The 22,310-nt window shown below is 43.4% G+C and carries 21 protein-coding genes and 1 riboswitch; of the genes, 6 read left to right on the top strand and 15 right to left on the bottom strand.

The genetic code is table 11. The annotated features are described in order from the left end of the window. Positions 1 to 25: 25 nt before the first annotated feature. The 11 genes from DWW60_RS06395 to DWW60_RS06345 all read right to left on the bottom strand — a co-directional run bounded on the left by DWW60_RS06395 (position 26) and on the right by DWW60_RS06345 (position 9,324). Complete coding sequence (locus DWW60_RS06395; RefSeq protein WP_015533169.1) at positions 26 to 601, bottom strand: hypothetical protein; 576 nt, start codon at positions 599 to 601, stop codon at positions 26 to 28. 27 nt (positions 602 to 628) lie between these two features. Beyond that, positions 629 to 1,564, bottom strand: coding sequence for a 16S rRNA (cytosine(1402)-N(4))-methyltransferase RsmH (rsmH, locus tag DWW60_RS06390; RefSeq protein ID WP_117874694.1), 936 nt, complete (start codon positions 1,562 to 1,564; stop codon positions 629 to 631). A 19-nt stretch (positions 1,565 to 1,583) separates the two neighbouring features. Beyond that, the gene (mraZ, locus tag DWW60_RS06385; protein ID WP_015533171.1) at positions 1,584 to 2,036 is read right to left on the bottom strand and encodes a division/cell wall cluster transcriptional repressor MraZ; all 453 of its coding nucleotides are present in this window, start codon (positions 2,034 to 2,036) and stop codon (positions 1,584 to 1,586) included. Between the two features lie 319 nt (positions 2,037 to 2,355). Beyond that, positions 2,356 to 3,465, bottom strand: coding sequence for a prolipoprotein diacylglyceryl transferase (gene lgt / locus DWW60_RS06380; RefSeq protein ID WP_117874692.1), 1,110 nt, complete (start codon positions 3,463 to 3,465; stop codon positions 2,356 to 2,358). A 108-nt stretch (positions 3,466 to 3,573) separates the two neighbouring features. After that, on the bottom strand, positions 3,574 to 4,671 hold the full coding sequence (gene ychF, locus DWW60_RS06375; RefSeq protein WP_055223899.1) for a redox-regulated ATPase YchF: 1,098 nt from the start codon (positions 4,669 to 4,671) through the stop codon (positions 3,574 to 3,576). A gap of 258 nt (positions 4,672 to 4,929) precedes the next feature. Next, positions 4,930 to 5,367: a response regulator gene (locus tag DWW60_RS06370; RefSeq protein WP_117874690.1), complete on the bottom strand. Its 438-nt coding sequence runs from the start codon at positions 5,365 to 5,367 to the stop codon at positions 4,930 to 4,932. Positions 5,368 to 5,396: 29 nt separating this feature from the next. Next, positions 5,397 to 5,499, bottom strand: a riboswitch (cyclic di-GMP riboswitch). A gap of 89 nt (positions 5,500 to 5,588) precedes the next feature. Beyond that, entirely contained in the window at positions 5,589 to 6,938 is a 1,350-nt protein-coding gene (locus tag DWW60_RS06365) for an MATE family efflux transporter (RefSeq protein WP_015533175.1), read from the bottom strand. Next, positions 6,935 to 7,384, bottom strand: a complete 450-nt coding sequence (locus DWW60_RS06360) for a MarR family winged helix-turn-helix transcriptional regulator (protein WP_015533176.1) — start codon at positions 7,382 to 7,384, stop codon at positions 6,935 to 6,937. Before DWW60_RS06360 ends, DWW60_RS06365 begins: the two co-directional genes overlap by 4 nt. A gap of 203 nt (positions 7,385 to 7,587) precedes the next feature. Then, on the bottom strand, positions 7,588 to 8,022 hold the full coding sequence (locus DWW60_RS06355) for a hypothetical protein (protein WP_022217204.1): 435 nt from the start codon (positions 8,020 to 8,022) through the stop codon (positions 7,588 to 7,590). A gap of 88 nt (positions 8,023 to 8,110) precedes the next feature. Next, the gene (locus tag DWW60_RS06350) at positions 8,111 to 8,683 is read right to left on the bottom strand and encodes a chromate transporter (RefSeq protein ID WP_015533178.1); all 573 of its coding nucleotides are present in this window, start codon (positions 8,681 to 8,683) and stop codon (positions 8,111 to 8,113) included. After that, positions 8,683 to 9,324, bottom strand: a complete 642-nt coding sequence (locus tag DWW60_RS06345) for a chromate transporter (RefSeq protein WP_117874688.1) — start codon at positions 9,322 to 9,324, stop codon at positions 8,683 to 8,685. The genes DWW60_RS06350 and DWW60_RS06345 overlap by 1 nt, the downstream gene beginning before the upstream one ends. A gap of 614 nt (positions 9,325 to 9,938) precedes the next feature. Between DWW60_RS06345 and DWW60_RS06340 the strand changes: the two genes are divergently transcribed. Then, positions 9,939 to 10,730, top strand: coding sequence for a transposase (locus tag DWW60_RS06340; protein WP_117874686.1), 792 nt, complete (start codon positions 9,939 to 9,941; stop codon positions 10,728 to 10,730). A gap of 139 nt (positions 10,731 to 10,869) precedes the next feature. Here the strand turns inward: DWW60_RS06340 and DWW60_RS06335 are convergent, their stop codons facing one another. Continuing rightward, entirely contained in the window at positions 10,870 to 12,525 is a 1,656-nt protein-coding gene (locus tag DWW60_RS06335; protein WP_117874684.1) for a putative polysaccharide biosynthesis protein, read from the bottom strand. Positions 12,526 to 12,694: 169 nt separating this feature from the next. Here DWW60_RS06335 and DWW60_RS06330 point away from each other — a divergent pair, with 169 nt between their 5' ends. Further along, a complete protein-coding gene (locus DWW60_RS06330; RefSeq protein WP_015533181.1) occupies positions 12,695 to 12,880 on the top strand; it encodes a DUF4250 domain-containing protein in 186 nt (61 codons plus the stop codon). Between the two features lie 70 nt (positions 12,881 to 12,950). On the opposite strand, the gene DWW60_RS06325 is transcribed toward DWW60_RS06330, so the two are convergent. Continuing rightward, a complete protein-coding gene (locus DWW60_RS06325) occupies positions 12,951 to 14,600 on the bottom strand; it encodes an AI-2E family transporter (protein ID WP_242857253.1) in 1,650 nt (549 codons plus the stop codon). 264 nt (positions 14,601 to 14,864) lie between these two features. On the opposite strand from DWW60_RS06325, the gene DWW60_RS06320 reads away from it, so the two are divergent. Together DWW60_RS06320 and DWW60_RS06315 are read left to right on the top strand one after the other, a co-directional pair. Next, positions 14,865 to 15,311 carry an NfeD family protein gene (locus DWW60_RS06320; RefSeq protein WP_015533182.1) on the top strand — a complete coding sequence of 149 codons (447 nt, stop codon included), beginning with the start codon at positions 14,865 to 14,867 and terminating at the stop codon, positions 15,309 to 15,311. 53 nt (positions 15,312 to 15,364) lie between these two features. Next, a complete protein-coding gene (locus DWW60_RS06315) occupies positions 15,365 to 16,321 on the top strand; it encodes an SPFH domain-containing protein (protein WP_022217199.1) in 957 nt (318 codons plus the stop codon). 323 nt (positions 16,322 to 16,644) lie between these two features. Here the strand turns inward: DWW60_RS06315 and DWW60_RS06310 are convergent, their stop codons facing one another. Beyond that, the gene (locus tag DWW60_RS06310) at positions 16,645 to 17,283 is read right to left on the bottom strand and encodes a sugar O-acetyltransferase (RefSeq protein WP_022217198.1); all 639 of its coding nucleotides are present in this window, start codon (positions 17,281 to 17,283) and stop codon (positions 16,645 to 16,647) included. A gap of 225 nt (positions 17,284 to 17,508) precedes the next feature. Then, positions 17,509 to 19,797, bottom strand: coding sequence for a hydratase (locus DWW60_RS06305; RefSeq protein WP_022217197.1), 2,289 nt, complete (start codon positions 19,795 to 19,797; stop codon positions 17,509 to 17,511). A gap of 507 nt (positions 19,798 to 20,304) precedes the next feature. Here DWW60_RS06305 and DWW60_RS06300 point away from each other — a divergent pair. Beyond that, on the top strand, positions 20,305 to 21,012 hold the full coding sequence (locus DWW60_RS06300; protein ID WP_022217196.1) for a LytR/AlgR family response regulator transcription factor: 708 nt from the start codon (positions 20,305 to 20,307) through the stop codon (positions 21,010 to 21,012). Next, on the top strand, positions 21,012 to 22,295 hold the full coding sequence (locus DWW60_RS06295) for a sensor histidine kinase (RefSeq protein ID WP_243002930.1): 1,284 nt from the start codon (positions 21,012 to 21,014) through the stop codon (positions 22,293 to 22,295). Before DWW60_RS06300 ends, DWW60_RS06295 begins: the two co-directional genes overlap by 1 nt. Positions 22,296 to 22,310 lie beyond the last annotated feature (15 nt).

Here is a 22,310-nt window from a genome sequence, read left to right as displayed (position 1 = left end):
CCTTAAAAATTAAATATCCCTAAGACTACTTGGCCTTAGGGACATCCTTGTACTGTACTACGTAATCATCATTATTCTGTGAATAGTATAATGTTTGTCCCGGCTGTGAGTATACCATGCCGAGCTTAGTAGTTGCAATATTATATATCTCATCCAGATCTGTCATGGAATCAAGTCCTGCGCTGTAGCTTGCATTCTCGTCAAGCTGTGTTGCCACCTGGCTCTTCAGCGTTGCCACTGACTCCTTCTGTGACTTGACATCTGATGTAAGTTTCAGAAGATAACAGCACAGCGCCACCGCAACGATTATCGCAGCAACCATGCCCGCCGTATATCTTATTTGTGCATTTGTAACTGCCTTTCTCTGTGCCTTTCTGGCTGCAAGCTCTCGTCTCTCTCTGTCAGTCAGATGAGATGATCCCTGTTTCTTTCTTCGCGCCGGCTGTGGAGCTCTCTCAGGTCTCACTGAAGGCTGTGGTCTTCTCGCCGGAGCGGCTGAGCCTCTGACTACAGCTTCGCGGGATCTGTTACGTCCAGCCCGGTCATCATAATTCAGTTGTCTTGCAGAACTACCCTCTGTGTAGTATCTTCTATCTGCCATCTATATCGCCTCTTTCATTTATATCTGTCAAATTGCCTCAAACACTCTGAGCTTTGAGCTCTTTGATCTGGAATTCTCCTCAAGCTCCCTTTCTCCCGGTATGATCGGTTTCCTCGTTATCACCTTGCCGAGAGGCTTTCTTCCGCATGTGCACACCGGAAAGTTCGGTGGACAAATGCATGGATTTTCATTTTTCCTGAATGCTAGCTTCACTATCCGGTCCTCAAGGGAATGAAATGTGATGATACACAATCTTCCTCCCGGATTCAGGCTTGCTATCATGCCGTCTATTGAATCCCTGAGCACATCAAGCTCTCTGTTAAGCTCTATCCTGATCGCCTGAAATGTCTGCTTGGACGGATGTCCCTGTCCATTCCTTGCCTTTGCCGGTATGGAGCCACGGATTATATCGTTGAGCTCTTCGGTGGTCTCTATCACCTTGTTCTCACGGTACTTGCAAATGTGGTATGCAATACTCTTTGCATATCTCTCCTCTCCGTAATCCTTAAGTATACGGAACAGCTCAGCCTCGGAATAATCATTGACTATATCCTTTGCAGTCTTTGTCTGCCTGTTGTCCATCCTCATATCCAGTGGAACATCAACCCGATATGTGAATCCTCTATCCGCATTATCGAGTTGATATGAAGACACTCCCAGATCAAGGAGTATCCCGTCCACCTTCTGTATGTTCAGTTCATCCAATATTCTTCTGAAATTCTGGTAATTATCCCTGACTATGGTCACCTTATCCCCATACGACTCAAGTCTCTTCGACGCTGCAGCTATGGCATCCTCATCCTGGTCGATACCTATAAGCCTGCCGCCCTCACCAAGCCTCTTCACAATCTGCTCTGAGTGTCCGGCTCCCCCTAATGTGCCATCCACATAGATGCCATCCGGCTTGATATTCAGGTTGTCGATGGTCTCCTCAAGCAAGACCGACTTGTGCGCAAATTCCATAATCAATTACCATTCTCTTCTAAAAACTAAAATCAAGTGCATCAAGCTCATCTGCAAGCTCGTCCATGCTGGCCTGATTATCACTCATGTTCTCAGGGCCATCCCACTCTTCCTTGCTCCAGATCTCCGCTTTCTCACCGTTACCGATGACATACACATCCTTGTCTATATGTGCATATTCTCTCTGCTTCGGAGATAGAAGTATTCTTCCCTGTGCATCCGGCTCACACTTGACCGCTCCGGCAAGGAAACCTCTCTTGAAGGCTCTGGCCGTTCTGTTGGTCATAGGAAGCTTGTTCAGCTTCTCAACGAACTCCTCCCACTCTGTCATTCCATATACATAGAGACAGCAGTCGATTCCTTTGGTTACCATGAATGACTCCCCGAGTTCCGAACGAAGTTTTAATGGCATGATCAGTCTTCCTTTTGCATCAAGCTTATGTTCATATTCACCTGATAAGCATCTGGACATCCCGATCTCCTCCTTTCGTATAACTCCGGTTCAATCACCACTTCCCACCACTTAGTTGCACAGTAATGCCACTTGTAACCACTATTCTATACTATAGCCCCCCAAATTGCAACCCTGTTATATGAAAAAAGTGTGTGCAAATACGCAAAAAAGCCTGTAGATCTAACAGTTTTCACTGTCAAACCTACAGGCTTTTTATGGTGGAGACAAATCCCAGTTTTTTCCCATTTCGTGGGGGATATCTCCACCTTGTGGGTATTTATCTGTATTGTCTCCCTGTTATATTATTTTTATTGCCACTTTTTTCTGCGCTGAAATGCTATTTTGTGGCATCTTTGTCATCTTTCTTTTTTTCTCCAGCGTCATCTGATCCACCACTGGTCTCCACTTCTGTACCGGCAGCGTCTGCTTCACCACTGGTCTCCACTTCTGTATCCGCAGGATCACATTCGCCACTAATCTTCACTTCTGTGCCAGCGGCGTCTCCCATCACTGCAGCAGGCCAGCCACGCTTGGCACATCTTACATAATTTATGACAAGCAGTACCACGGCAGTTACAAAGCATACAAGTGCAAGCGCCTGGGATACCTTGATCCCTGTATTGCCGATCATCAGGGAATCACTTCTGAGACCTTCGACGATAAATCTTCCGAGTCCGTATCCTCCCACATATATAAGAGCGAACTCTCCTTTGAATTTCTTGTGCTTTCTATATATAAATAAGAACACAAGCAGCATAAGATTCCATAAGGACTCATACAGGAATGTCGGATGGACCGTTATGCAATCCATGCCGTCTATATTCACCACATTGTCCAGCATCTTCTGTGTGATGACCCCGGTTCTCTCCAGATAGTCAAGATTGCCATCAGATCTGTAGTAATCAAGCGGAATCGCCATGGCCATCTTACTGTTCGTATATGCGCCAAATGCTTCTCTGTTGAAGAAGTTTCCAAATCTTCCAAGTATCTGTCCGATCAGTATTCCAAAAGTGGCTGTATCCGCCATGAGTACAAAGCTGACTTTTCTCACCTTGCAGAATATTACCGCCGTGATGACTCCCGCTATGATTCCACCATATATGGCAAGTCCGCCGCCTCTGATATTCAGCATGGCTTTGAGTGTAGCTCCCACATCGCCCTGCACTATATACTGGTCAAGTCTGAACAGGATATAGTAGAGTCTTGCTCCAAGTATGGCCGGGATGATAAGTATAAGTATGAAATCCAGATACATTTCAGGATTCTGTTTTGTTCTCTTTGCCTCGTTGGTGACAAGTACATATGCCAGCAGGAATCCTATCATGATGATGATCCCGTAGAACCTTATCTCAAAATTTCCTATACTTATGTGGTCTCCCACATTTCTGAGTGTTATTCCCAGATTCGGGAAAAATATACTTCTAAAATATTCAGCTATCTGAGCCATATTATTCCACCTTATAAAATATACTTGTAGCAGCCAACTCTCCATATTGCAGAAAGGCAGCTGCCACTTTTCTAATACATCATTCAACGAAATTTACCACGTAAATTTCTATACATTAAACTTAAAGAGAATCACATCTCCGTCCTCAACAACGTACTCCTTGCCTTCCTGTCTTACAAGGCCCTTCTCCTTGGCAGCAAGCATGCTTCCGCAGTCCATGAGGTCCTTGTAGCTGACAACCTCCGCCTTGATAAATCCTCTCTCAAAGTCTGAGTGAATCTTGCCGGCTGCCCCGGGTGCCTTTGTACCCTTCTTGATGGTCCATGCCCTTGACTCTGTCTCTCCGGCTGTCAGATAACTGATAAGACCGAGAAGTGAGTAGCTTGCCTTGATAAGCTTGTCAAGGCCTGACTCCTTAACTCCAAGATCCTCGAGGAACATCTTCTTCTCCTCATCGTCAAGCTCTGCCAGCTCCTGCTCTATCTGTGCACATACTACAAATACCTCTGCATCAAAGTCCTTTGCGTATTCCTTTACCTTCTGTACATTCTCATTTGAAGCGCCATCGTCCGCAATGTCTTCCTCGCCTACATTTGCGGCAAATATTACAGGCTTCCATGTGAGAAGGTTATATTCCTCTATCCACGCCTGCTCGTCCTCATCTGCAACCTCTATGGTCTTGGCAAGCTTGCCATCCTCAAGGTGAGCCTTGATCCTCTGCTGGAAGTCAAGCTCCTTCGCAAGCATCTTGTCATTTCTTGCACCTCTGATGGTCTTGGCGATCCTTCTGTCGAGCACTTCTATATCTGAGAAGATCAGCTCCAGATTGATGGTCTCTATATCTCTGATCGGGTCTACGGAACCGTCAACGTGGATGACATTTGTATCCTCAAAGCATCTTACAACATGAACGATGGCATCAACCTCTCTGATATTTGCAAGGAACTGGTTTCCAAGTCCTTCACCCTTTGACGCACCCTTTACAAGGCCCGCTATATCTACAAATTCTATAACAGCAGGTGTTGTCTTGGCTGAGTTGTACATCTCTGTGAGCTTGTCCAGTCTCTCATCCGGCACTGCAACGATTCCTACGTTTGGATCTATTGTACAGAACGGATAGTTAGCTGATTCCGCGCCTGCCTTTGTAAGTGAATTGAAAAGTGTACTTTTTCCCACGTTTGGGAGTCCTACGATACCTAATTTCATTTTTTCTATTTTCCTTTCTTAAAGCCTTGATTTTGCTTGATATTCTGACTTTGCCGATTATATGGTGTACCATTTAGTGTACCATCTGTTTTCAGGGTGCAAAAAGCCCCCAATAGCACGGTAATTGTACTACACCCGTGGCTTAATTTCAATGTTTATAATTATTATCGGAATCCCATAACTATTTTTTACCCAGTGCCTCCTTCAAAACTACAACAGCCAGCCGGGGGTGAACCCCCGGCTGGCTGCTACATTTTATCAGTTCAGATATTTCTCCATCACTGTGTTCAATTTTTCAAAATCAAGCGGTTTCGCTATGTGTTCATCCATCCCCGTGTTCTTTGCAAGCTGCACATCCTCAGCAAATGCATTTGCGGTCATGGCTATGATAGGAATCTGGCCTCTTCTTCCAGGCAGTGCTCTTATAGCGGCGGTGGCCTCATACCCATTCATGACCGGCATCTGAACATCCATAAACACTATGTCATACCAGTTCTCGGAGGCATTCTCTATCCTCTCCACAGCCTCCCTGCCATTCTCAACGATCTCCACACTGGCTCCCGTCATTCCTATGATCTCCGATGCGATCTCTCTGTTCAGATCATTGTCCTCCACAAGAAGGACTCTCCTGTCCGAATAATCAGATCTTCTGATATTCTTCCAGTCCCTTTTAATAAATATAATTATACTCCTCATTGTACATACTAGTTCCAACAGGGAAATTATACTGCAACCGGCTGTCATAGTCCGAAACAGTTCTCTGTTTTCAGACCTTAGACCCATATGGCTTTGTGTCACCGCTTTTCAACGGGTTTACTAAATATTTATTTTTCAAATTCTTTTCATATAGATTACAATTTTCTGATTAAAGTATTATAATCATTTGTTTTATTTGTCAAGCATTTATTTAATTATTTTCAGGTCTTTTCCGTTTTCCACTTCTTTGACATAACGATGTAGAATATGACGTTGAGCACGATGCCGACACATGTGGCTATAGGTGCTGCAAGTCCAATATTCGTAAGGCTTGCATCCGGCTGGATACTCATGTAATACGCCAGTGGAAGTCTCACAAGCAGAGTCTGTATAAGTCCCTGGATCATGACCCACAGCGACTTCTCATGCCCATTGAAATATCCTATCATACTGAACAGCACCGCCGTGACTATAGTCTCAGGCGCAAATCCCCTCAGATACTCGAAGCCCCTCTGGATAACAGACGCATCGGTGGTGAAAATTGATGTCATTTTGTCACCAAAGAACCACACACCAATGAATACCACCACGCCTACAGATAGTCCTATGCCCATACCGGTAAGCATCGCTTTTCTCGCTCTGTCCTCTTTTCCAGCTCCGACATTCTGCGATACAAATGAAGCCATAGACTGCATAAGCGAACTTGGTACCAGCATGGCAAAGCTGACTATCTTGCAGGCAACTCCATATCCGGATGATGCCTCCAGGCCAAGTCTGTTGATAAATGCACACAGCGCTAGAAATGACATCTGCGTGAGAAATTCCTGCATCGCCAGCGGAAGCCCAACTGAGAGCAATCTTCTGCACTGTCTGTTTAATCTGAAATCTTTTCTTGATATCTTAAATGGAAGCTCTCTCTTCTTCAGCAGCAAAAGCGCAAGGACAACACTGACCGCCTGGGCAACCACTGTTGCTATGGCTGCACCCGCAGCATCCAGATGACATCCCGCAACCAGTATAAGGTCACCGACAACATTTACTATACATGCCACAAACACAAATATAAGAGGTGATTTGCTGTCTCCAAAACCTCTGAATATCGCGGTGAGCACATTGTAGGCCATAATGAAAAATATTCCGCCTCCGCATATCCTCACATACGACGATGTAAGAGTGACCGCCTCAGCCGGTGCCTGCATCAACACTGACAAAGGTCTTGCAAACGTCACCATGACAACTGCCAGCACCACCGCAAGTATTGCAAATATGGTCGTGGCACCTCCGAGAAGCTCTCCTATCTGATCCGTGTTCTTCTCGCCTATATATCTGGCAATAAGCACTGTGACACCCATAGCAAGTGCTGTTATCACAAATGTAACCAGATTGAGCACCTGGCTGCCTGTAGATACGGCTGAAAGTCCCGCCGTCGAACCGAATCTTCCAACCACCAGCAGATCAACCGCACCATATGCAGCCTGAAGTATCAGTGCTCCAAGAATCGGTCCCATGAATGGGAGCATTTTTCTAATTATACTTCCTTGTGTAAAATCTGTTTTATCCTGTACACTCATCTTATGTCTTGACTCCTTTTGCTCATAACATCATAAATTTTTTCAATGGTCGCTATCATAATATCTGCATCTTCATCTGTGATATCGGTAAGAGACTCCCCCAGTCCTGTGAAATACTCATCAACATATTTGCCAACCAGATCTCTGCCAGCCTGAGTGCTCCTGATATACACAAAACGTCCATCCGCCTCTGAAGCCTTCTTTTCCACAAATCCCAAGCGTTCCATATCCTTTATCGTCTTTGTCACGCCCGGTCTTGGGAGCCCCAGCTCATCACTTATATCACTGACCTTTACATCAGTCTCAGACCTCTCAAATCTCGTTATCACATCAAGATAATGTATATGAGTCGGTGTGACTCCATTTGGCAGCTTTGGCATCATATCTCTGACTCTCTTAGCTTGATAGCAGGCATCCATCACCTGTTTTATCTTTTCCTTTGTCATAGCATTCCTTCCTGTAAATTTATCAAATATTATTTTATTGTTATTTCGTATAATTACTTTAGGTAATTATCATTGGTAAGTATATTCATATTTTTCTTTTTGTCAAGGGGTATACAAACTCTTCATATGCCCGTTTAATACATTAACCACCATGCAAAAAAAATGCTCCACCTGATTCTCTCACAGATGAAGCATTTAATTATTCAATCCTTTTTACTAACTACCTTTACTATCCCTATAACCGATTCGATCAATACCACCGCCACAAATGGTATTCCCGCAAGCGTAATAGCAAACATCATATATTCGATTCCATTCAGCAGATGCTCCCATCCTCCTGTAGCCTGCGGCACTATCCACATTTCATTGATAACCAGAGCACCGATCAGGAATCCCAGTATCAATCCACTGATCATCCACGCCGCACAGATTATGGCGACATCTTTCAGCCGCACAATCTGATTATCGTATATCCATTTTCTGAATATAATATACAGAATTACGCATATCAGGGGTACAGCAAATACAACGACCAGATTATAACTATCATTATATGTTTCTTCCATGTAATCAGACAGCGTCATAATGCTCCAGCATATGAGTTGTACTACCAGACATATCAATATTTTCTTCTTCATATGCAAACTCCCCACCACATCTACTTTTTACATACTATAATAAAGTTCTTCACATTACAATTTAATTAAAATTATAATATGCTTTTACTCAGATCAGATATCTGCCAGCAAGCCCCACGATCACCTGCATCCCGCCGGAAAGCAGCATCACCCACACAGGATTCAGTTTGAATTTTCTAAGCAGAACAACACTTACCGCAAATATCACCACGAGATTCCACTTAGTTCCAGCGATACTTATCATGTCAATCCCAGACCAGACCGCCGTCACGAATATCGAAACTCCCGCTGACGCGATCATCGCCACAACCGCAGGTCTTATTCCTCCGAGCAGTTCCTGAAGGATGTCCTGTTTGCGGTATTTCAGATAAAGTCTTACTATGACTGTGACTATGATACATGAAGGAAGTATACATCCGAGTGTGGCAACCACCGCGCCGACATATCCAGCCACCCGGAGTCCCACAAATGTCGCCGAATTGACCGCTATAGGGCCTGGAGTCATCTGGGATATAGTGATCAAATCCGTGAACTCTGACATGGTCATCCACCCATGTATCTTCACTATCTGTCCCTGTATAAGCGGCATGGCGGCATAACCTCCTCCGAAACTGAAGAGTCCTATCTGGAAGAAACTTAGGAATAACTGCAAATAGATCATTATTCCATCCCCCCTTTGTCGGGATGTTTTTCAGGATTTCCGTCAGAGGTATCCTCTGTCTTTTTATGCCCATGCCCTCTTCTTTTCTCCAGCTGTCCTCTGCAAACGCCGACAAGTCCACAGACAATTACTATGAACACGACATTTATCTCCAATATGTAGGATGCAACAAATGCAGCTATCATGAACAATATCCCCAGATCATCCTTCTGCTTTACTATGTCTGCTCCCATATCATATGTCACTGATGCAATGACCGCAGCTACACCGGCCTGCATTCCCTCCAGCATCTCACTGATCACCCAGTTGGTCCTGAACGCGCTGTAACAGTAAGATATGATGGATATGATAACAAATGGCGGAATGATCGTTCCGACTATAGCCACCAGTGCCCCTGCTATACCGCACAATTTGTATCCAACCGCTATCGCTCCATTTACTGCGATAGGTCCCGGCGACGATTGGGCTATAGCCACAAGATCCAGCATCTCGTCCTGCTCTATCCAATGGTTTTCATCCACAAACTTTTTCTTCATAAGTGAAACGATGACGTATCCACCCCCGAAGGTAAAGACGCTCAGATATAATGTTGTTATGAATATCTTTAAAAGGGTCCTACCCTTTCTTTTTTCTTTTTCCATAATTAATCCTTGGGGACGTTCCTTTTGTCACGAGGAGCGTCCCTCTGTCCCACACTAGATATATATTCCTAATCAAGTCTAAATAATTTTCGTCTAAATATTTTTGCAACTGACATCTGCCATCTTCTGCATCATACTTTTTTTATCATCTTCTGTCGCAGACATTGCACGTATGGTTCTCTCAAACAATGATGTCAACTTTACTCCTTTTATTGCCCCATATCGAGTTTTCACCTTTCGCATGACAGGGGACACTCTCCGATACAAAAGGAACGTCCCTGATATATTCTATCATATACTTCTACAAATCGCTTTACTTCTTTTCAAAATATAGTATAATATTATATGTTTTGATTTTCTTAAACGATCGTTAAGCTATCGTATCTAATCAAATCCATTTTCATATGAATGATATTATATGAATCATGTTATACGAAACCCATAGTCATTTCAATTTTTCAACAATTACCTTTTTATAAATGTCTTTTTGTCTTATCGTGGTTGGTTTTTGATGGCTATATTTTTGATTACCGTGTTTTCATGAATCACATTTTAACATTTATTTTTTCCACACTGTACACATCACATTTTATCATTTTGGAGGAGGTCCTTTTATGCCAAGAAAACCAAGAGCTATATCTGAATCAAACATTTATCACGTTGTAATTCGCGGAGCAGACAGACAGCAAATGTTTGAAGAAAATAATGATTATGCCAAATACCTGGATATCCTGGGCTATTACAAAAAAGAATGCCAATTTGAAATCTACGCATATTGCCTGATGTCCAATCACGTTCATCTTCTCATACATACCCCTAACACCCCACTGGCAACTGTATTTCGCCGCATTAACACACGTTATGCGGTGTGGTTTAATATGAAATATGACCGAACAGGTTTCCTGCAGCAAGGCAGGTATCACAGTGAACCTGTTAACGATGAACGATACCTTCTCACTGTAGTACGCTACATCCACCAAAATCCGTATAAAGCGGGCATAGAAGCTTTTCCTGGAGAGGCTTACCCATGGAGCAGTATCTACAGTTATCTATCAGGGAATTCGGCATTGGTAGATATCGGACTGATAAACAATCTAATTGGTGATTCAAATGCATTTACTACATTTCACCGAGAAACTGAAGGAGCTGACTGCCTGGACATTCATAAACTGACCAAAAGGCTCCCTGATGATGTTGCAAAGGAGTTAATTATAAAAGAAACTGGGTGTCCTACTATCACCGATTTTCAATTACTGCCTCTTTTAGAACAGAAAAAATACCTTGTTCATCTGCACGAACAAGGTATATCTATCAGACAGCTGAACCGTCTCACGGGTACATCTAAAGGAATTATCCAGCGAACCTTAACAGAAGGCACTCCTCACAACAGCGAACCTCAGCCTTGACAGGAAACACTCATCAGTACACGAGGACGCTCGTCAGTACACGGGGACACTCGTCAGTACACGGGGACACTCGTCGGTACACGGGGACACTCGTCAGTACAAAAGGAACGTCCCCACTTTACACCACTTTACAAACATTTTATTTTATCAGTCTGAACTTCTTCGCAAACCTCACAATAAGACCTCCCTTAGGCATATTGAGAAGTTCCTCCTCCGTATATCCTCCGGCTTTGAGTATAGCCACCGCATAGAATATGATCGCCACAAATACTGCAACAAACATCGCGATCACCCAGTTGCCGAGAAGCTTCCTGCAGCACTCATATACAATGATCGTAACAACACCCATGAAGATAGATGCTATAGTAGGTGCAACGTATATTCGCCTGTTGTCCATCTTGCCGGTCTTGTACTTTGTGAGCGAACGCTGGTTGAATATACATATGAGCAGTGAGTTCACTATCGAACCAAATACCAGTGCATAAAGTGCCCAGTCTGTGCAGTACAGCATAACAACAAGAACCACCACATGTATCACCAGTGCAAGGGTGGCATTGATAACCGGTGCCATCACCTTACCCATGGCCTGAAGCACACTGTTGGTTACAGTTGACTGTGCAAAGAACACTATGGATATGAATCCAAGATACATACATTTGGCTGCCATCGGATCCGCACCTGAGAACAGGAGCTGTATTATAGGCTTAGCCAGGACTCCCATTCCAACCGCACATGGTATGGTGACCAGCATGGACATGCTGAGCGCCTGATTCAGGAGTTTATTGGTTTTCTGCATGTCATTTCTTGCATACGCACCGGATATTCCCGGAATATATGCGATTCCAACTGAAGCTGCTATGGCAAGCGGAAGGTTCGTGAGAACTGTATACTGTCCTGAGTAAATTCCATACAGCTTTGCCATCTCCAGGGAATCCATGCCCTTCATCTTCATGACCACATAGAATACCTTCATGTCTATAGGTGTGAGCACGTTATACACCACTGCTGCCACCACGATAGGTGTGACTGTGGCAATGATTATTCTGAATAACTTTCCATAGGATTCGGTGTCTGGACTTGTATCGTTCTTCACAGACTCCATGATACCCTTTCTTCTTCTCGCATAAGCGAACAGTATGAATATCAATCCTCCAAGGACTCCGGCACCTGTACCCATGGCACTTCCGGCAGAACCATACTTTGCATGCTCGGTTGTTCCAGCGGCAAATGGCTTTGCAAGCATATACGCAGCGACGATACTGACTACTGCATTTGCAAGCTGCTCTATGATCTGTGATATAGATGTAGGCACCATCGTGTTGTACGCCTGCAGATATCCTCGGAATATTGCAAGAAAGCCCGATATAAATATAGTAGGGGCAAGTATCTTAAGACTTAAGACTGCATTTGGCTGGTCACTTACAAACCATTCGGCTCCAAAGTACGTGATCAGTGCCGCCACAGCACCCGCTATGACTACATATATAAATGTACAGTAGTATATACGTCTGGCACTCTTGTACTGTCCCATAGCTATCTTACCGGCAACAAGCTTCGACACCGCTGTAGGAATACTGTATGTGGCGATCATTATGACCATGGCGTATATTGCATACGCTGAACCATAATATCCATTTCCCTCATCTCCAAGTATCTGATACAGAGGCGATCTGTACAGAAGGCCGATGATCCTCGACACGATTCCGGCTCCCGCCAGGATTCCTGCCTGAAGCGCCAGATTACTTCCCCTTCCTGATAGCTTTCCTTTCTTTGCCGTACCGGTATTTGTACTCATATCTAACTCCTTATTGCCATTTCTAAATCACTGTTGTAAAATTCAATTTGTATCTTTGATATATATCACAAACTATATATATACCAATTTTATGCAGTTAATTCAACCATAATATTTATAAACACGATGCATATTATGACCAAATATACCACAAGGAGGAACTTTAACCATGGAATACTCTTCACTTCCAAAGGATCCTATGGTGCTTCTCAGCTTCATCAACACGAAGCTCAGAGATGACTATCCAAGTCTTGACGAGCTCTGCAGCTCACTATGTGTAAATGCAGATGATATCAAGAGTAAGCTCGCATCCATCGACTATTCATATGATGCAGAAAAGAACAGATTTGTGTAAAAGCAAATCTGTTCTTTTCTCTTTTGTCAGACAGGGACAGCATCTGCTTTCCCCGTGCTGATATTATGTTTTATTTATCCTGATTCCCGGAAATTTTTTTATCACTCTCCGGTTTTGCCTGACCATTTCCAACTTCTTCAGCGTCATCTTTGCTGTCAGCTTCCTTATCAGACTCTGCATCACTTCCTACTATATTATTTGCAAGCTTTTCAGCGTCAGCCCTGCTGGCCACGCTCTTCATAACATGCATGAATTTATCAAATATACTGATAGGATCATCATCCGAATCATCGTCATCCTGAGACTGATCATCTGCATGCGCAGTGCCAGACTTCACATATTCATCATCTGGAAGATCTGATGGGTACTGAAGCATATGCTGCTTCTGCTTGAGCTTCCTTTTGTTCTCACGCTCCGCAAGCTTCTGCTCCGGCGTCTTCTTCTTGAACCTTATATCCTCTTCTTCCTCAGTTATATATATCGGCTCTCCCGTCTCCTCATCTATCCTGCGAATCTTCTCATACTCGGATGTCTTGAACGCAAGATTCTTCTCCTGCAGCTTTGCAGTGCATGTCCTGTTGATGTACATGTAACAGCAGGCAAATACAGGAACTCCGAGAAGCATTCCAAAGAATCCGAACAAACCGCCGCCAACTATGACCGCTGTGAGCACCCAGAAGCTTGAAAGTCCTGTGGTATCTCCGATGATCTTCGGTCCGAGGATATTTCCATCAAACTGCTGCAGTACAAGTATAACAATGAGCAGCACAAGACTCTTTATAGGATCTGCAATGAGCACGATGAAGAAACATGGCACAGCTCCTATGATAGGTCCGAAGAACGGTATGACATTTGTCACTCCGACGATAACACTTATCAGAACCGCATATGGCAGATTGAGTATCGTTGAAACTATGAACATGATCATTCCAATGATAATTGAATCAAGTATCTTACCATTAATAAACTGACCAAATATCCTGTTCATCTCTAAAAGTCCGTCAAGGATAGTATTTGCATTCTTCACCTTGAATACCGCATATATGATCTTCTTTCCCCTAGATGCAAGATATTCCTTGTTTGCCATCACATATATCGAAGCGATAATACCGATGAGGAAATTGTATAGGAACTTAAGACCTGAGAACACTCCACTTCCTATATTCACCACGATCTTGTCCACATTTGGCATGATCTTGGTATTCAGCATATCCTGAACCTTGAGATATGCATTGTTCATATACTTGTTGATCTGATCCTCAGGTATATTGAGCTTCTGGAACTTCTCATTTATATTCTCCACCATCGTCTGAAGGTTGGAATAATAGGTATCCATGTTGCCCACAAGCTGCTTGATACTGTCGTAGAGCTGAGGAACCACCAGCCACACTATTCCGGTTATGATTCCAAGGAACACTATGGTAGTTAAAATAACCGACAAAGTTCTCGAAACCTTGAACAATTTTTTCTTATCCGATATGACTCTCTCCTGGAATATCGTATGAAATAATCTGTCGAAAAAAACAAGTATCGGGTTCATGAGAAACGCAATGACTGCGCCCACTATGATCGGTGCAAATGCACTCGATATCTTGTCAAGTATCGCACGAAATCCCGACCATTGCTCCAGTATCTTATTAAAAAGGAGTCCGACAACGATTATTCCTATGACCGCCAGACTTATGTTGAGAATTCTTTTCTTCTTATTATTAACAGCCAACTTCTTCTCTCCCATTCTTTAGCATGTGTTTATTATATTAGTTTTTCCAAACCTGTTCAATACAGCTTACGCAAAATTAACCATACATTTATCATTTAATCTCATAAATTTTATAATTCGTGCATATAATGCACTTTAGGGGATAGTATGTTCAGAAAATTTATGTTGTTTACCCTACTGTTTTTTAGTAAAATGAGAACTAGCCAAGGGCAAATGCGAAAACTATCGCATACCAGGATTTCCTAAACGAGGGAGGTGTTCTATATGAATTGGGAGATTGCAACCTGGCTTATCATATTTGCCGTATGTCTCATTGCTGAGATCATATCGCTTGGGCTTACAACCATCTGGGCATGTGGAGGAGCCCTGGTGGCAATGATCATCGCTTTTTTCAGCGGATCGCTGCCACTACAGATCGTTGCATTTCTTGTTGTCACCACTATTCTTTTCTTCACGACAAGACCGATTGCCAAGAAGCATCTTGACAACCAACTGGTAAAGACAAACGTAGAAAGTCTTATCGGCAAACACGTTATCGTATCTGCTGACATAGACAATCTCAAGTCCACCGGTCAGGTCTTGATCAACGGAGTTGAGTGGACAGCAAGATCCAAACATGGCGATACCATTGAAACCGGAACCGAGGTCGTGATCGACGAGATATCCGGAGTCAAAGCAATCGTAGAAAAGGCAGGAAAGCCGGCAATATAAAGCTAAGGGCTTATCAGCTTAAGACACACACATTTTTAATTAAGGAGATTATTATGGACGGAGCAGGAATTTCACTTATTATCATTTTATGTCTGATCGTAATCGTTATTATTTGCAGTACGATCAAGATCGTGCCACAGGCACACGCTTATGTAATTGAGAGACTTGGAACATATCAGGCAACATGGTCTGTTGGACTTCACATGAAGATGCCTGTTATCGATAAGGTAGCCAAGAAGGTTACACTCAAGGAGCAGGTTGTTGACTTCGCTCCACAGCCGGTTATCACAAAGGATAACGTAACAATGAGGATCGACACAGTCGTATTCTTCCAGATCACAGATCCTAAGCTTTTCAGCTACGGAGTTGAGAATCCTATCATGGCCATCGAGAACCTGACAGCTACCACACTTCGTAACATCATCGGTGATCTCGAGCTTGACCAGACACTTACATCAAGAGAGACCATCAACACCAAGATGAGAGCAACACTTGACGAGGCTACTGATCCTTGGGGAATCAAGGTCAACAGAGTAGAGCTCAAGAACATCATCCCTCCTGCAGCTATTCAGGATGCCATGGAGAAGCAGATGAAGGCAGAGCGTGAGAGACGTGAGCAGATCCTCCGTGCTGAAGGTGAGAAGAAGTCAGCCATCCTCATCGCAGAAGGTAACAAGCAGTCAGTCATCCTTGAGGCCGAGGCTGAGAAGGCTTCTCAGATCCTCCGTGCTGAGGCTAAGAAGGAAGCAACTATCAAGGAAGCCGAAGGTCAGGCACAGGCTATCCTCGCTGTACAGCAGGCAAATGCAGATGGTATCAGAGCACTGAATGAGTCAATGCCTACAAATCAGGTCATCACTCTAAAGAGCCTGGAAGCATTTACAAAGGCTGCAGACGGCAAGGCTACCAAGATCATCATCCCATCAGAGATACAGGGAATCGCAGGTCTCACCTCTTCTATCGTAGAGGTTGCCAAGAGCACTGAAGCTGCTGCCATATCAAAGCAGTAACATATCAGACTATTACAAATAAATAAGACAGCTATTAAAAGACGTGCATGAAAGTTCTTTTTGAAGAATCTTTCGTGCACGTCTTTGTAATTACTATTTGTATTTTTCTGTCATCATGATCACTGCGGAAGTTCTATCCACACAGATTTGATATTCTCTCCTGACTCAACATCATTCAACTGATATACGATCTGCACCTTTCCAGTCCTGCCCTTTTCTACCGATACGATCATATAGCTGTTCACCATAGACATTGGAGCCAGCGAGCCCTCGCAGCTTCCACCTTCTATATGTACCCTCCATCCTCAACTGAATATACCTCATCAGTCATTCTTGCTCACATTGTTATACTGGAAGAAGTCTATCCTGTGATCTTTGAAATAGTACTTTGCGTCACGCTCATTTACCTCTCGAAGAACCTTACACGGGTTTCCGACAGCCACTACATTTGATGGTATATCCGTTGCGACCATACTTCCAGCTCCTATGACGGTGTTATCGCCTATCGTAACTCCCGGAAGTATTGTTACACCCGCACCTATCCAGCAGTTCTTTCCTATAGTTATAGGTGCATTGTACTGATAGCCCTGTTTTCTGAGCTCAGGATTTATTGGATGTCCCGCTGTTGCCAGAGTTACATTTGGTCCAAACATGGTGTAGTCACCAACGTAAATATGTGTGTCATCCACCATTGTAAGGTTGAAATTCGCATATATATTGCTGCCCCAGTGAACAAATTTGCCGCCCCAGTTTGCATGGAGTGGTGGCTCTATATAGCAGTTGTCTCCTATCTCCTCAAACATCTCCTTGAGCATCTGCTGACGCTTGACCATCTCTGTTGGTCTGGTCATATTGAAGTCATATAATCTGTCCAGACACTTTATCTGCTCTCTGGCGATATCCTCATCGCCCGGAAGATAAAGCTCACATGTGTGCATCTTTTCCAGCTCTGATTTTCCCATTGTTAATACCTCCTGTATTTTATTTTTGTCTTCATAAACCCGCCATGTTGTAAATCCGTTTCTTTTTGACATCGTGGATTATCACATCATGATCACACTGGCTATATGAAAGCAACAGGCACCACCAAGCCGCACTAAAGCGCCCATGATGATGCCTGTTATATCGTCGTATATACATTATATTCAAATGTACATACATGGCGCACTCGGCACCATATATATCATTTAGTTGTACTTGTAGTAATTGATGAGGCAGCCATCTGTTATGATCTGTCTCTCATCGTCTGTGAGTTCTCCAAGTCTCAGCTCTATCTCAGCAAAATCCTTGTTCACAACATATGCCTTGATAACCTCTGTCTTGTTCTTCACCGCATCCTTGATTCCCGGGATGAATACATAGTCGTCATTGTCAAAGTCGAAATCCTTGTCGATCACAAATGGAAGCATACCCCAGTTGATAAGGTTTGATCTGTATCTCTTTGTAGCGTACTCCTTTGCAATGTTTGCCCATCCACCGAGAACCTTCTGGCATGATGCAGCCTGCTCACGGGCTGAACCGTCACCTGGCTTAACAGCATAAATGGTACTTCCAACACCTGTGTTGCTTCCGCATACGTCCTCAAACTTCTCCTTGATGGCATGCATAACTTCCTTGACCTCTGGGAATGCCTTACCCATGCACTCACCTGCCTCACGAACCTTCTCTACAGCCTGGATAGCCTTCGCTCTTCCAACGTACTCAGGATCCTTTCTTGACAGAGTGAACTCTGCAAGTCCAAGAGGATTTGATCTGTATGATGAAGTCTCTCCTGATGGGATAAGCTCATCTGTTGTTGTTACAGGATCATGTATAACTGATGCCACCTTGAGGAGAAGGTTGTCTGTAAGAGGAACCATCTCAGGCCAGTCCTTGATGTTTGGACCAAACTTGATCTCAACCGAAGGATCAGCCTTTCCAACACCGTTGTAAACTCTTCTGTCGTATATAGCCTTGTCGAAGAAATACTTTGGATGTGTGTACTCTATATCTGCAAGGTCTGTTGCTGATGTCAGATAGCCCTTGTTGGCTGCAGTTGCTGCGATAGAACGCGCATCCATAAGCGCAACAGATGAGATCTGACCATTCTGTATCTTTGAACCCTCTCTGTTAGGGAAGTTTCTTGTTGAATGTCTGATGGAGAATGCATTGTTGGCAGGTGTATCACCGGCACCAAAGCAAGGTCCACAAAATGCTGTCTTAACAATAGAACCTGTCTCGATGAGATCAGCCAGAACACCGTTCTTTGCAAGCTGCATATATATAGGTGTACTTGCAGGATATACTGACAGTGTGAACTCGTCAGCGCCTATGCTCTTGCCTCTGAGGATATCAGCCGCATCGCAGATATTCTCATATCCACCACCGGCACATCCGGCGATGATTCCCTGCTCAACATACAGCTTGCCATCTCTTACCTTATCCTTGAGTGTAAAGTCGACCTTGCCGTCAAGGCTTACAAGTGCACGCTTCTCAACATCATCAAGGATATCCATGAGGTTGGCATTCAGCTCGTCGATGGTGTATGTGTTGCTTGGGTGGAATGGCATAGCTATCATTGGCTTAACTGTTGACAGATCTACATATACGACTCCGTCATAGTAAGCCACATCGCCAGGATTCATCTCCTTGTATGCCTCACTTCTTCCGTGAATGTCATACCAATCCTTTATCTTGTCATCTGTCTTCCATATTGATGACAGACATGTTGTCTCTGTTGTCATAACATCAATACCGATACGGAAATCTGCTGAGAGCTTGTCAACACCAGGACCAACGAACTCCATGACCTTATTCTTGACATATCCGCAGCCAAATGTTGCTCCGATGATGGCAAGTGCCACATCCTGAGGACCAACCCCCTTCTGTACCTCTCCGTCGAGATAGATTGCGATAACGCCCGGCTTTGCAACATCGTATGTCTTACACAGGAGCTGCTTTGCGAGCTCACCGCCGCCCTCTCCAATAGCCATAGTACCAAGAGCACCGTAACGTGTATGTGAGTCTGATCCAAGTATCATGGCGCCACACTCTGCCAGCATCTCTCTTGCAAACTGATGGATGACCGCCTGATGAGGTGGTACATACACGCCGCCATACTTCTTCGCACATGAGAGGCCAAACATATGGTCATCCTCATTGATGGTTCCACCTACGGCACACAGTGAGTTGTGACAGTTTGTAAGTACATATGGTATAGGGAACTCCTTAAGACCTGATGCTCTTGCTGTCTGGATGATTCCTACAAATGTTATATCATGTGAAGTCATCTTATCGAATTTGATCTTAAGATTCTCCATATTGTCAGATGTGTTATGCTTAGCCAATATTCCGTAAGCAAGTGTGTTCTTTGATGCCTCTTCCTTTGATGGAGCACTGCCAAGCTTTGATGCGAGAACCGCACCTGCCTCAGCATTATCCTCAACCAGCTCTGTACCATGTAACAGATAAGCACCGTTGTCAAATAATTTAATCATACTCTTCCTCCTGGTAATAGCTTTTTGTCATTTATGGAATTGCACACAGATGTATACAAAACCCCATGTTTCTCTACATCATACCATATTATTTTCAAATTTTAAATAGTATTATATTACAGCTTAACGCAAAAAATCTGCCATACATGCTCAGGCACATATGGCAGATCCTATGCATCAAATTGAATATACTGTACAGATACCCTTAACCGAAATACCTGTACCTGATACATCCTATCTGACACTATATAATCAATCTCCCCTCAGAGTTAATTATCCTCTGTTACATACACTATACTATTTGTATAATTTTTCCAATAGTTTTGGCAAAAATCGACACAAACGACGCGTATAACAACCTGAACGACATAAATTTTCGTGTACAACACACATATACTTTAATTATACCTATTGTAGAAATTCCCATTTGTATGATAGAATGTTCCTGATATGTTAATAATTTAAGAGTTTTGTTTATCTATCAATTTTTCACAGGAGTGTTTGATTATGAATTTTCTGATTGTTGAGGATGACAATATCCAGCTTACCGGCTTAAAACATATAATTGAAGAAGAGTACGCAGACGCTGTTGTCAACACTGCATCAACTTACAACGATGCCATAACAATAATAGATTCATTTGATATTGATATCTTTTTACTGGACATTGATCTCGGTGGAGGAAAGACCGGATTGGATGTATGTGGTTATCTCCGAAGAATTCCCAAATACAATGACACACCTGTCATCTTCATCACCGACATCACCGTTCCAAACCTTGATGTCATCAACAAGTATCATTGCCAGTATTATTTCTCAAAGCCTTATGACAGAATCGATGTCGTAGGAGGGATCAACTCGGTGCTCACACAGCCTGACGACCAGACATCAAGGATCCGCGTAAAGGATATCCAGGGAATACTTTTCCATATAAGCATGGATGAAATAATTTATGTATGTGCATCCGGCCACCACAAGCACATTTTCACATCCGACGGCGATTTTATCGTCACCAACCCGACCTTCGAGTCAATTTTGCAGGCTGCTGGTGATGTACCTCTGGTCAGATGCCACAAAAGCTATTACTTCAATCCCGACTACATACAGAGCTACGACAGATCCAATTCACTTATAACGCTGAAACTGGCTCAAGAATCCATACCGGTCGGGCGCAAATACAAAACTATTATAGAAACTTACCAGGAGAACAGATAATGGCTGCATATTTTGATTTTCTTTCCAAGATACTGTTTGATACCTTTGTATTTTTAGTATTCTTGATGGCGATATATAATGTAAAATTTTCCCAGATAGCAAAGAGACTTCCACCTTTGCTTCTGCTGACTTTACCAGTCTCTCTGATTGCCACAGTTACAGACTCCATGTTAATATTCACACTGATAACATACATATACTGCTTTGTATTCTACTCTCTGGTATTCCGATATCCGCCGATGAAGATCATAACGGGATACGCAATTACACTTATCATCATGACTATACTGAACCTCATCCAGATGGTTGTCATCATGCAGTTTACGGACAATCCATTCACCAACACTTCAACATATATAACCGAAGCCATGGCTTTCATCATAGCTATACTTTTATACAAATTCGGACATATGGATAAGCTGTACGATGCTCTTATAGTGAAAAATCAGGTATCCAGGAATATAATACTCGCAGTATTTGCCCTCATGGTATCTATGGTTTTATACCAGCGTATATCCCCTAAGGACTTCATGAATATATTTATGACTTTCCTGTTTATAGTCATACTTATCCTCATTTTATACTCGGGAATGTACAAGAACTATATGAGCCTCAGAGAATCCCGGAAGCAACTACAGTCATATGAACAGTATCTTCCTATTATAGAGGATCTGATAGATCAGGTGCGCATGAGACAGCATGACTACAACAATGAGCTTCAGGCCATCAGCATGCTGCCGATCAGTTACACTGATTATGATTCCCTCGCTGCTGCCCTTTCAAATGAGCTGGATACCTCCTGCAATGACCATGTCATCAAGAATTCGTATCTTCTGAGGATCAACATGAAACTGATCGCAGGTTTTCTGTTCAGCAAGATGAACCTTGCGCAGGAGCATAATATCAATCTGGATATAGATGTCAAAAATTCCACACTCACATCCAAGGCAGCGGAATTTGAGCTTCTGGATGTCATGAGCATTCTGGTGGACAATGCATTTGACGCAACTGAAGACGGAGGTATGATAAAAGTCATCATAGACTCTGACGGCAAGACTACCACCGTTGAAACCTTCAATGCCGGATCGCAGCTCACCGCGGAAATGCGCAAGAACTTCTTCGCAAAGGGCTACTCGACCAAGCCTCTGAAGGATGGAGCTTATTCCAGAGGTATCGGACTTTACAAGCTGAAACAGCTCACATCCAAGTACCATGGTGAAATACTGCTGGACAATCAGAAGGTGGATGGGCAGAACTGTATCCACTTTGTCGTCAGCATATAATAAATTTTATGATCC

Origin of the sequence: Coprococcus sp. AF16-22 (genome assembly GCF_003461545.1) — a bacterium.
Classification (GTDB): domain Bacteria; phylum Bacillota; class Clostridia; order Lachnospirales; family Lachnospiraceae; genus Coprococcus; species Coprococcus aceti.
This window is presented reverse-complemented; position numbering and strand designations above follow the sequence as displayed.

What these genes read in the sequence shown, in the direction of transcription:
- DWW60_RS06335 (WP_117874684.1), bottom strand. Translation starts at nt 12,525, where the DNA reads ATGAGTACAAATACCGGTACGGCAAAGAAAGGAAAGCTATCAGGAAGG.
- DWW60_RS06360 (WP_015533176.1), bottom strand. Translation starts at nt 7,384, where the DNA reads ATGACAAAGGAAAAGATAAAACAGGTGATGGATGCCTGCTATCAAGCT.
- DWW60_RS06350 (WP_015533178.1), bottom strand. Translation starts at nt 8,683, where the DNA reads ATGATCTATTTGCAGTTATTCCTAAGTTTCTTCCAGATAGGACTCTTC.
- DWW60_RS06295 (WP_243002930.1), top strand. Translation starts at nt 21,012, where the DNA reads ATGGCTGCATATTTTGATTTTCTTTCCAAGATACTGTTTGATACCTTT.
- DWW60_RS06305 (WP_022217197.1), bottom strand. Translation starts at nt 19,797, where the DNA reads ATGATTAAATTATTTGACAACGGTGCTTATCTGTTACATGGTACAGAG.
- lgt (WP_117874692.1), bottom strand. Translation starts at nt 3,465, where the DNA reads ATGGCTCAGATAGCTGAATATTTTAGAAGTATATTTTTCCCGAATCTG.
- DWW60_RS06315 (WP_022217199.1), top strand. Translation starts at nt 15,365, where the DNA reads ATGGACGGAGCAGGAATTTCACTTATTATCATTTTATGTCTGATCGTA.
- DWW60_RS06370 (WP_117874690.1), bottom strand. Translation starts at nt 5,367, where the DNA reads ATGAGGAGTATAATTATATTTATTAAAAGGGACTGGAAGAATATCAGA.
- ychF (WP_055223899.1), bottom strand. Translation starts at nt 4,671, where the DNA reads ATGAAATTAGGTATCGTAGGACTCCCAAACGTGGGAAAAAGTACACTT.
- DWW60_RS06300 (WP_022217196.1), top strand. Translation starts at nt 20,305, where the DNA reads ATGAATTTTCTGATTGTTGAGGATGACAATATCCAGCTTACCGGCTTA.
- DWW60_RS06310 (WP_022217198.1), bottom strand. Translation starts at nt 17,283, where the DNA reads ATGGGAAAATCAGAGCTGGAAAAGATGCACACATGTGAGCTTTATCTT.
- DWW60_RS06340 (WP_117874686.1), top strand. Translation starts at nt 9,939, where the DNA reads ATGCCAAGAAAACCAAGAGCTATATCTGAATCAAACATTTATCACGTT.
- DWW60_RS06355 (WP_022217204.1), bottom strand. Translation starts at nt 8,022, where the DNA reads ATGAAGAAGAAAATATTGATATGTCTGGTAGTACAACTCATATGCTGG.
- rsmH (WP_117874694.1), bottom strand. Translation starts at nt 1,564, where the DNA reads ATGGAATTTGCGCACAAGTCGGTCTTGCTTGAGGAGACCATCGACAAC.
- DWW60_RS06320 (WP_015533182.1), top strand. Translation starts at nt 14,865, where the DNA reads ATGAATTGGGAGATTGCAACCTGGCTTATCATATTTGCCGTATGTCTC.
- DWW60_RS06395 (WP_015533169.1), bottom strand. Translation starts at nt 601, where the DNA reads ATGGCAGATAGAAGATACTACACAGAGGGTAGTTCTGCAAGACAACTG.
- DWW60_RS06365 (WP_015533175.1), bottom strand. Translation starts at nt 6,938, where the DNA reads ATGAGTGTACAGGATAAAACAGATTTTACACAAGGAAGTATAATTAGA.
- DWW60_RS06330 (WP_015533181.1), top strand. Translation starts at nt 12,695, where the DNA reads ATGGAATACTCTTCACTTCCAAAGGATCCTATGGTGCTTCTCAGCTTC.
- DWW60_RS06345 (WP_117874688.1), bottom strand. Translation starts at nt 9,324, where the DNA reads ATGGAAAAAGAAAAAAGAAAGGGTAGGACCCTTTTAAAGATATTCATA.
- mraZ (WP_015533171.1), bottom strand. Translation starts at nt 2,036, where the DNA reads ATGTCCAGATGCTTATCAGGTGAATATGAACATAAGCTTGATGCAAAA.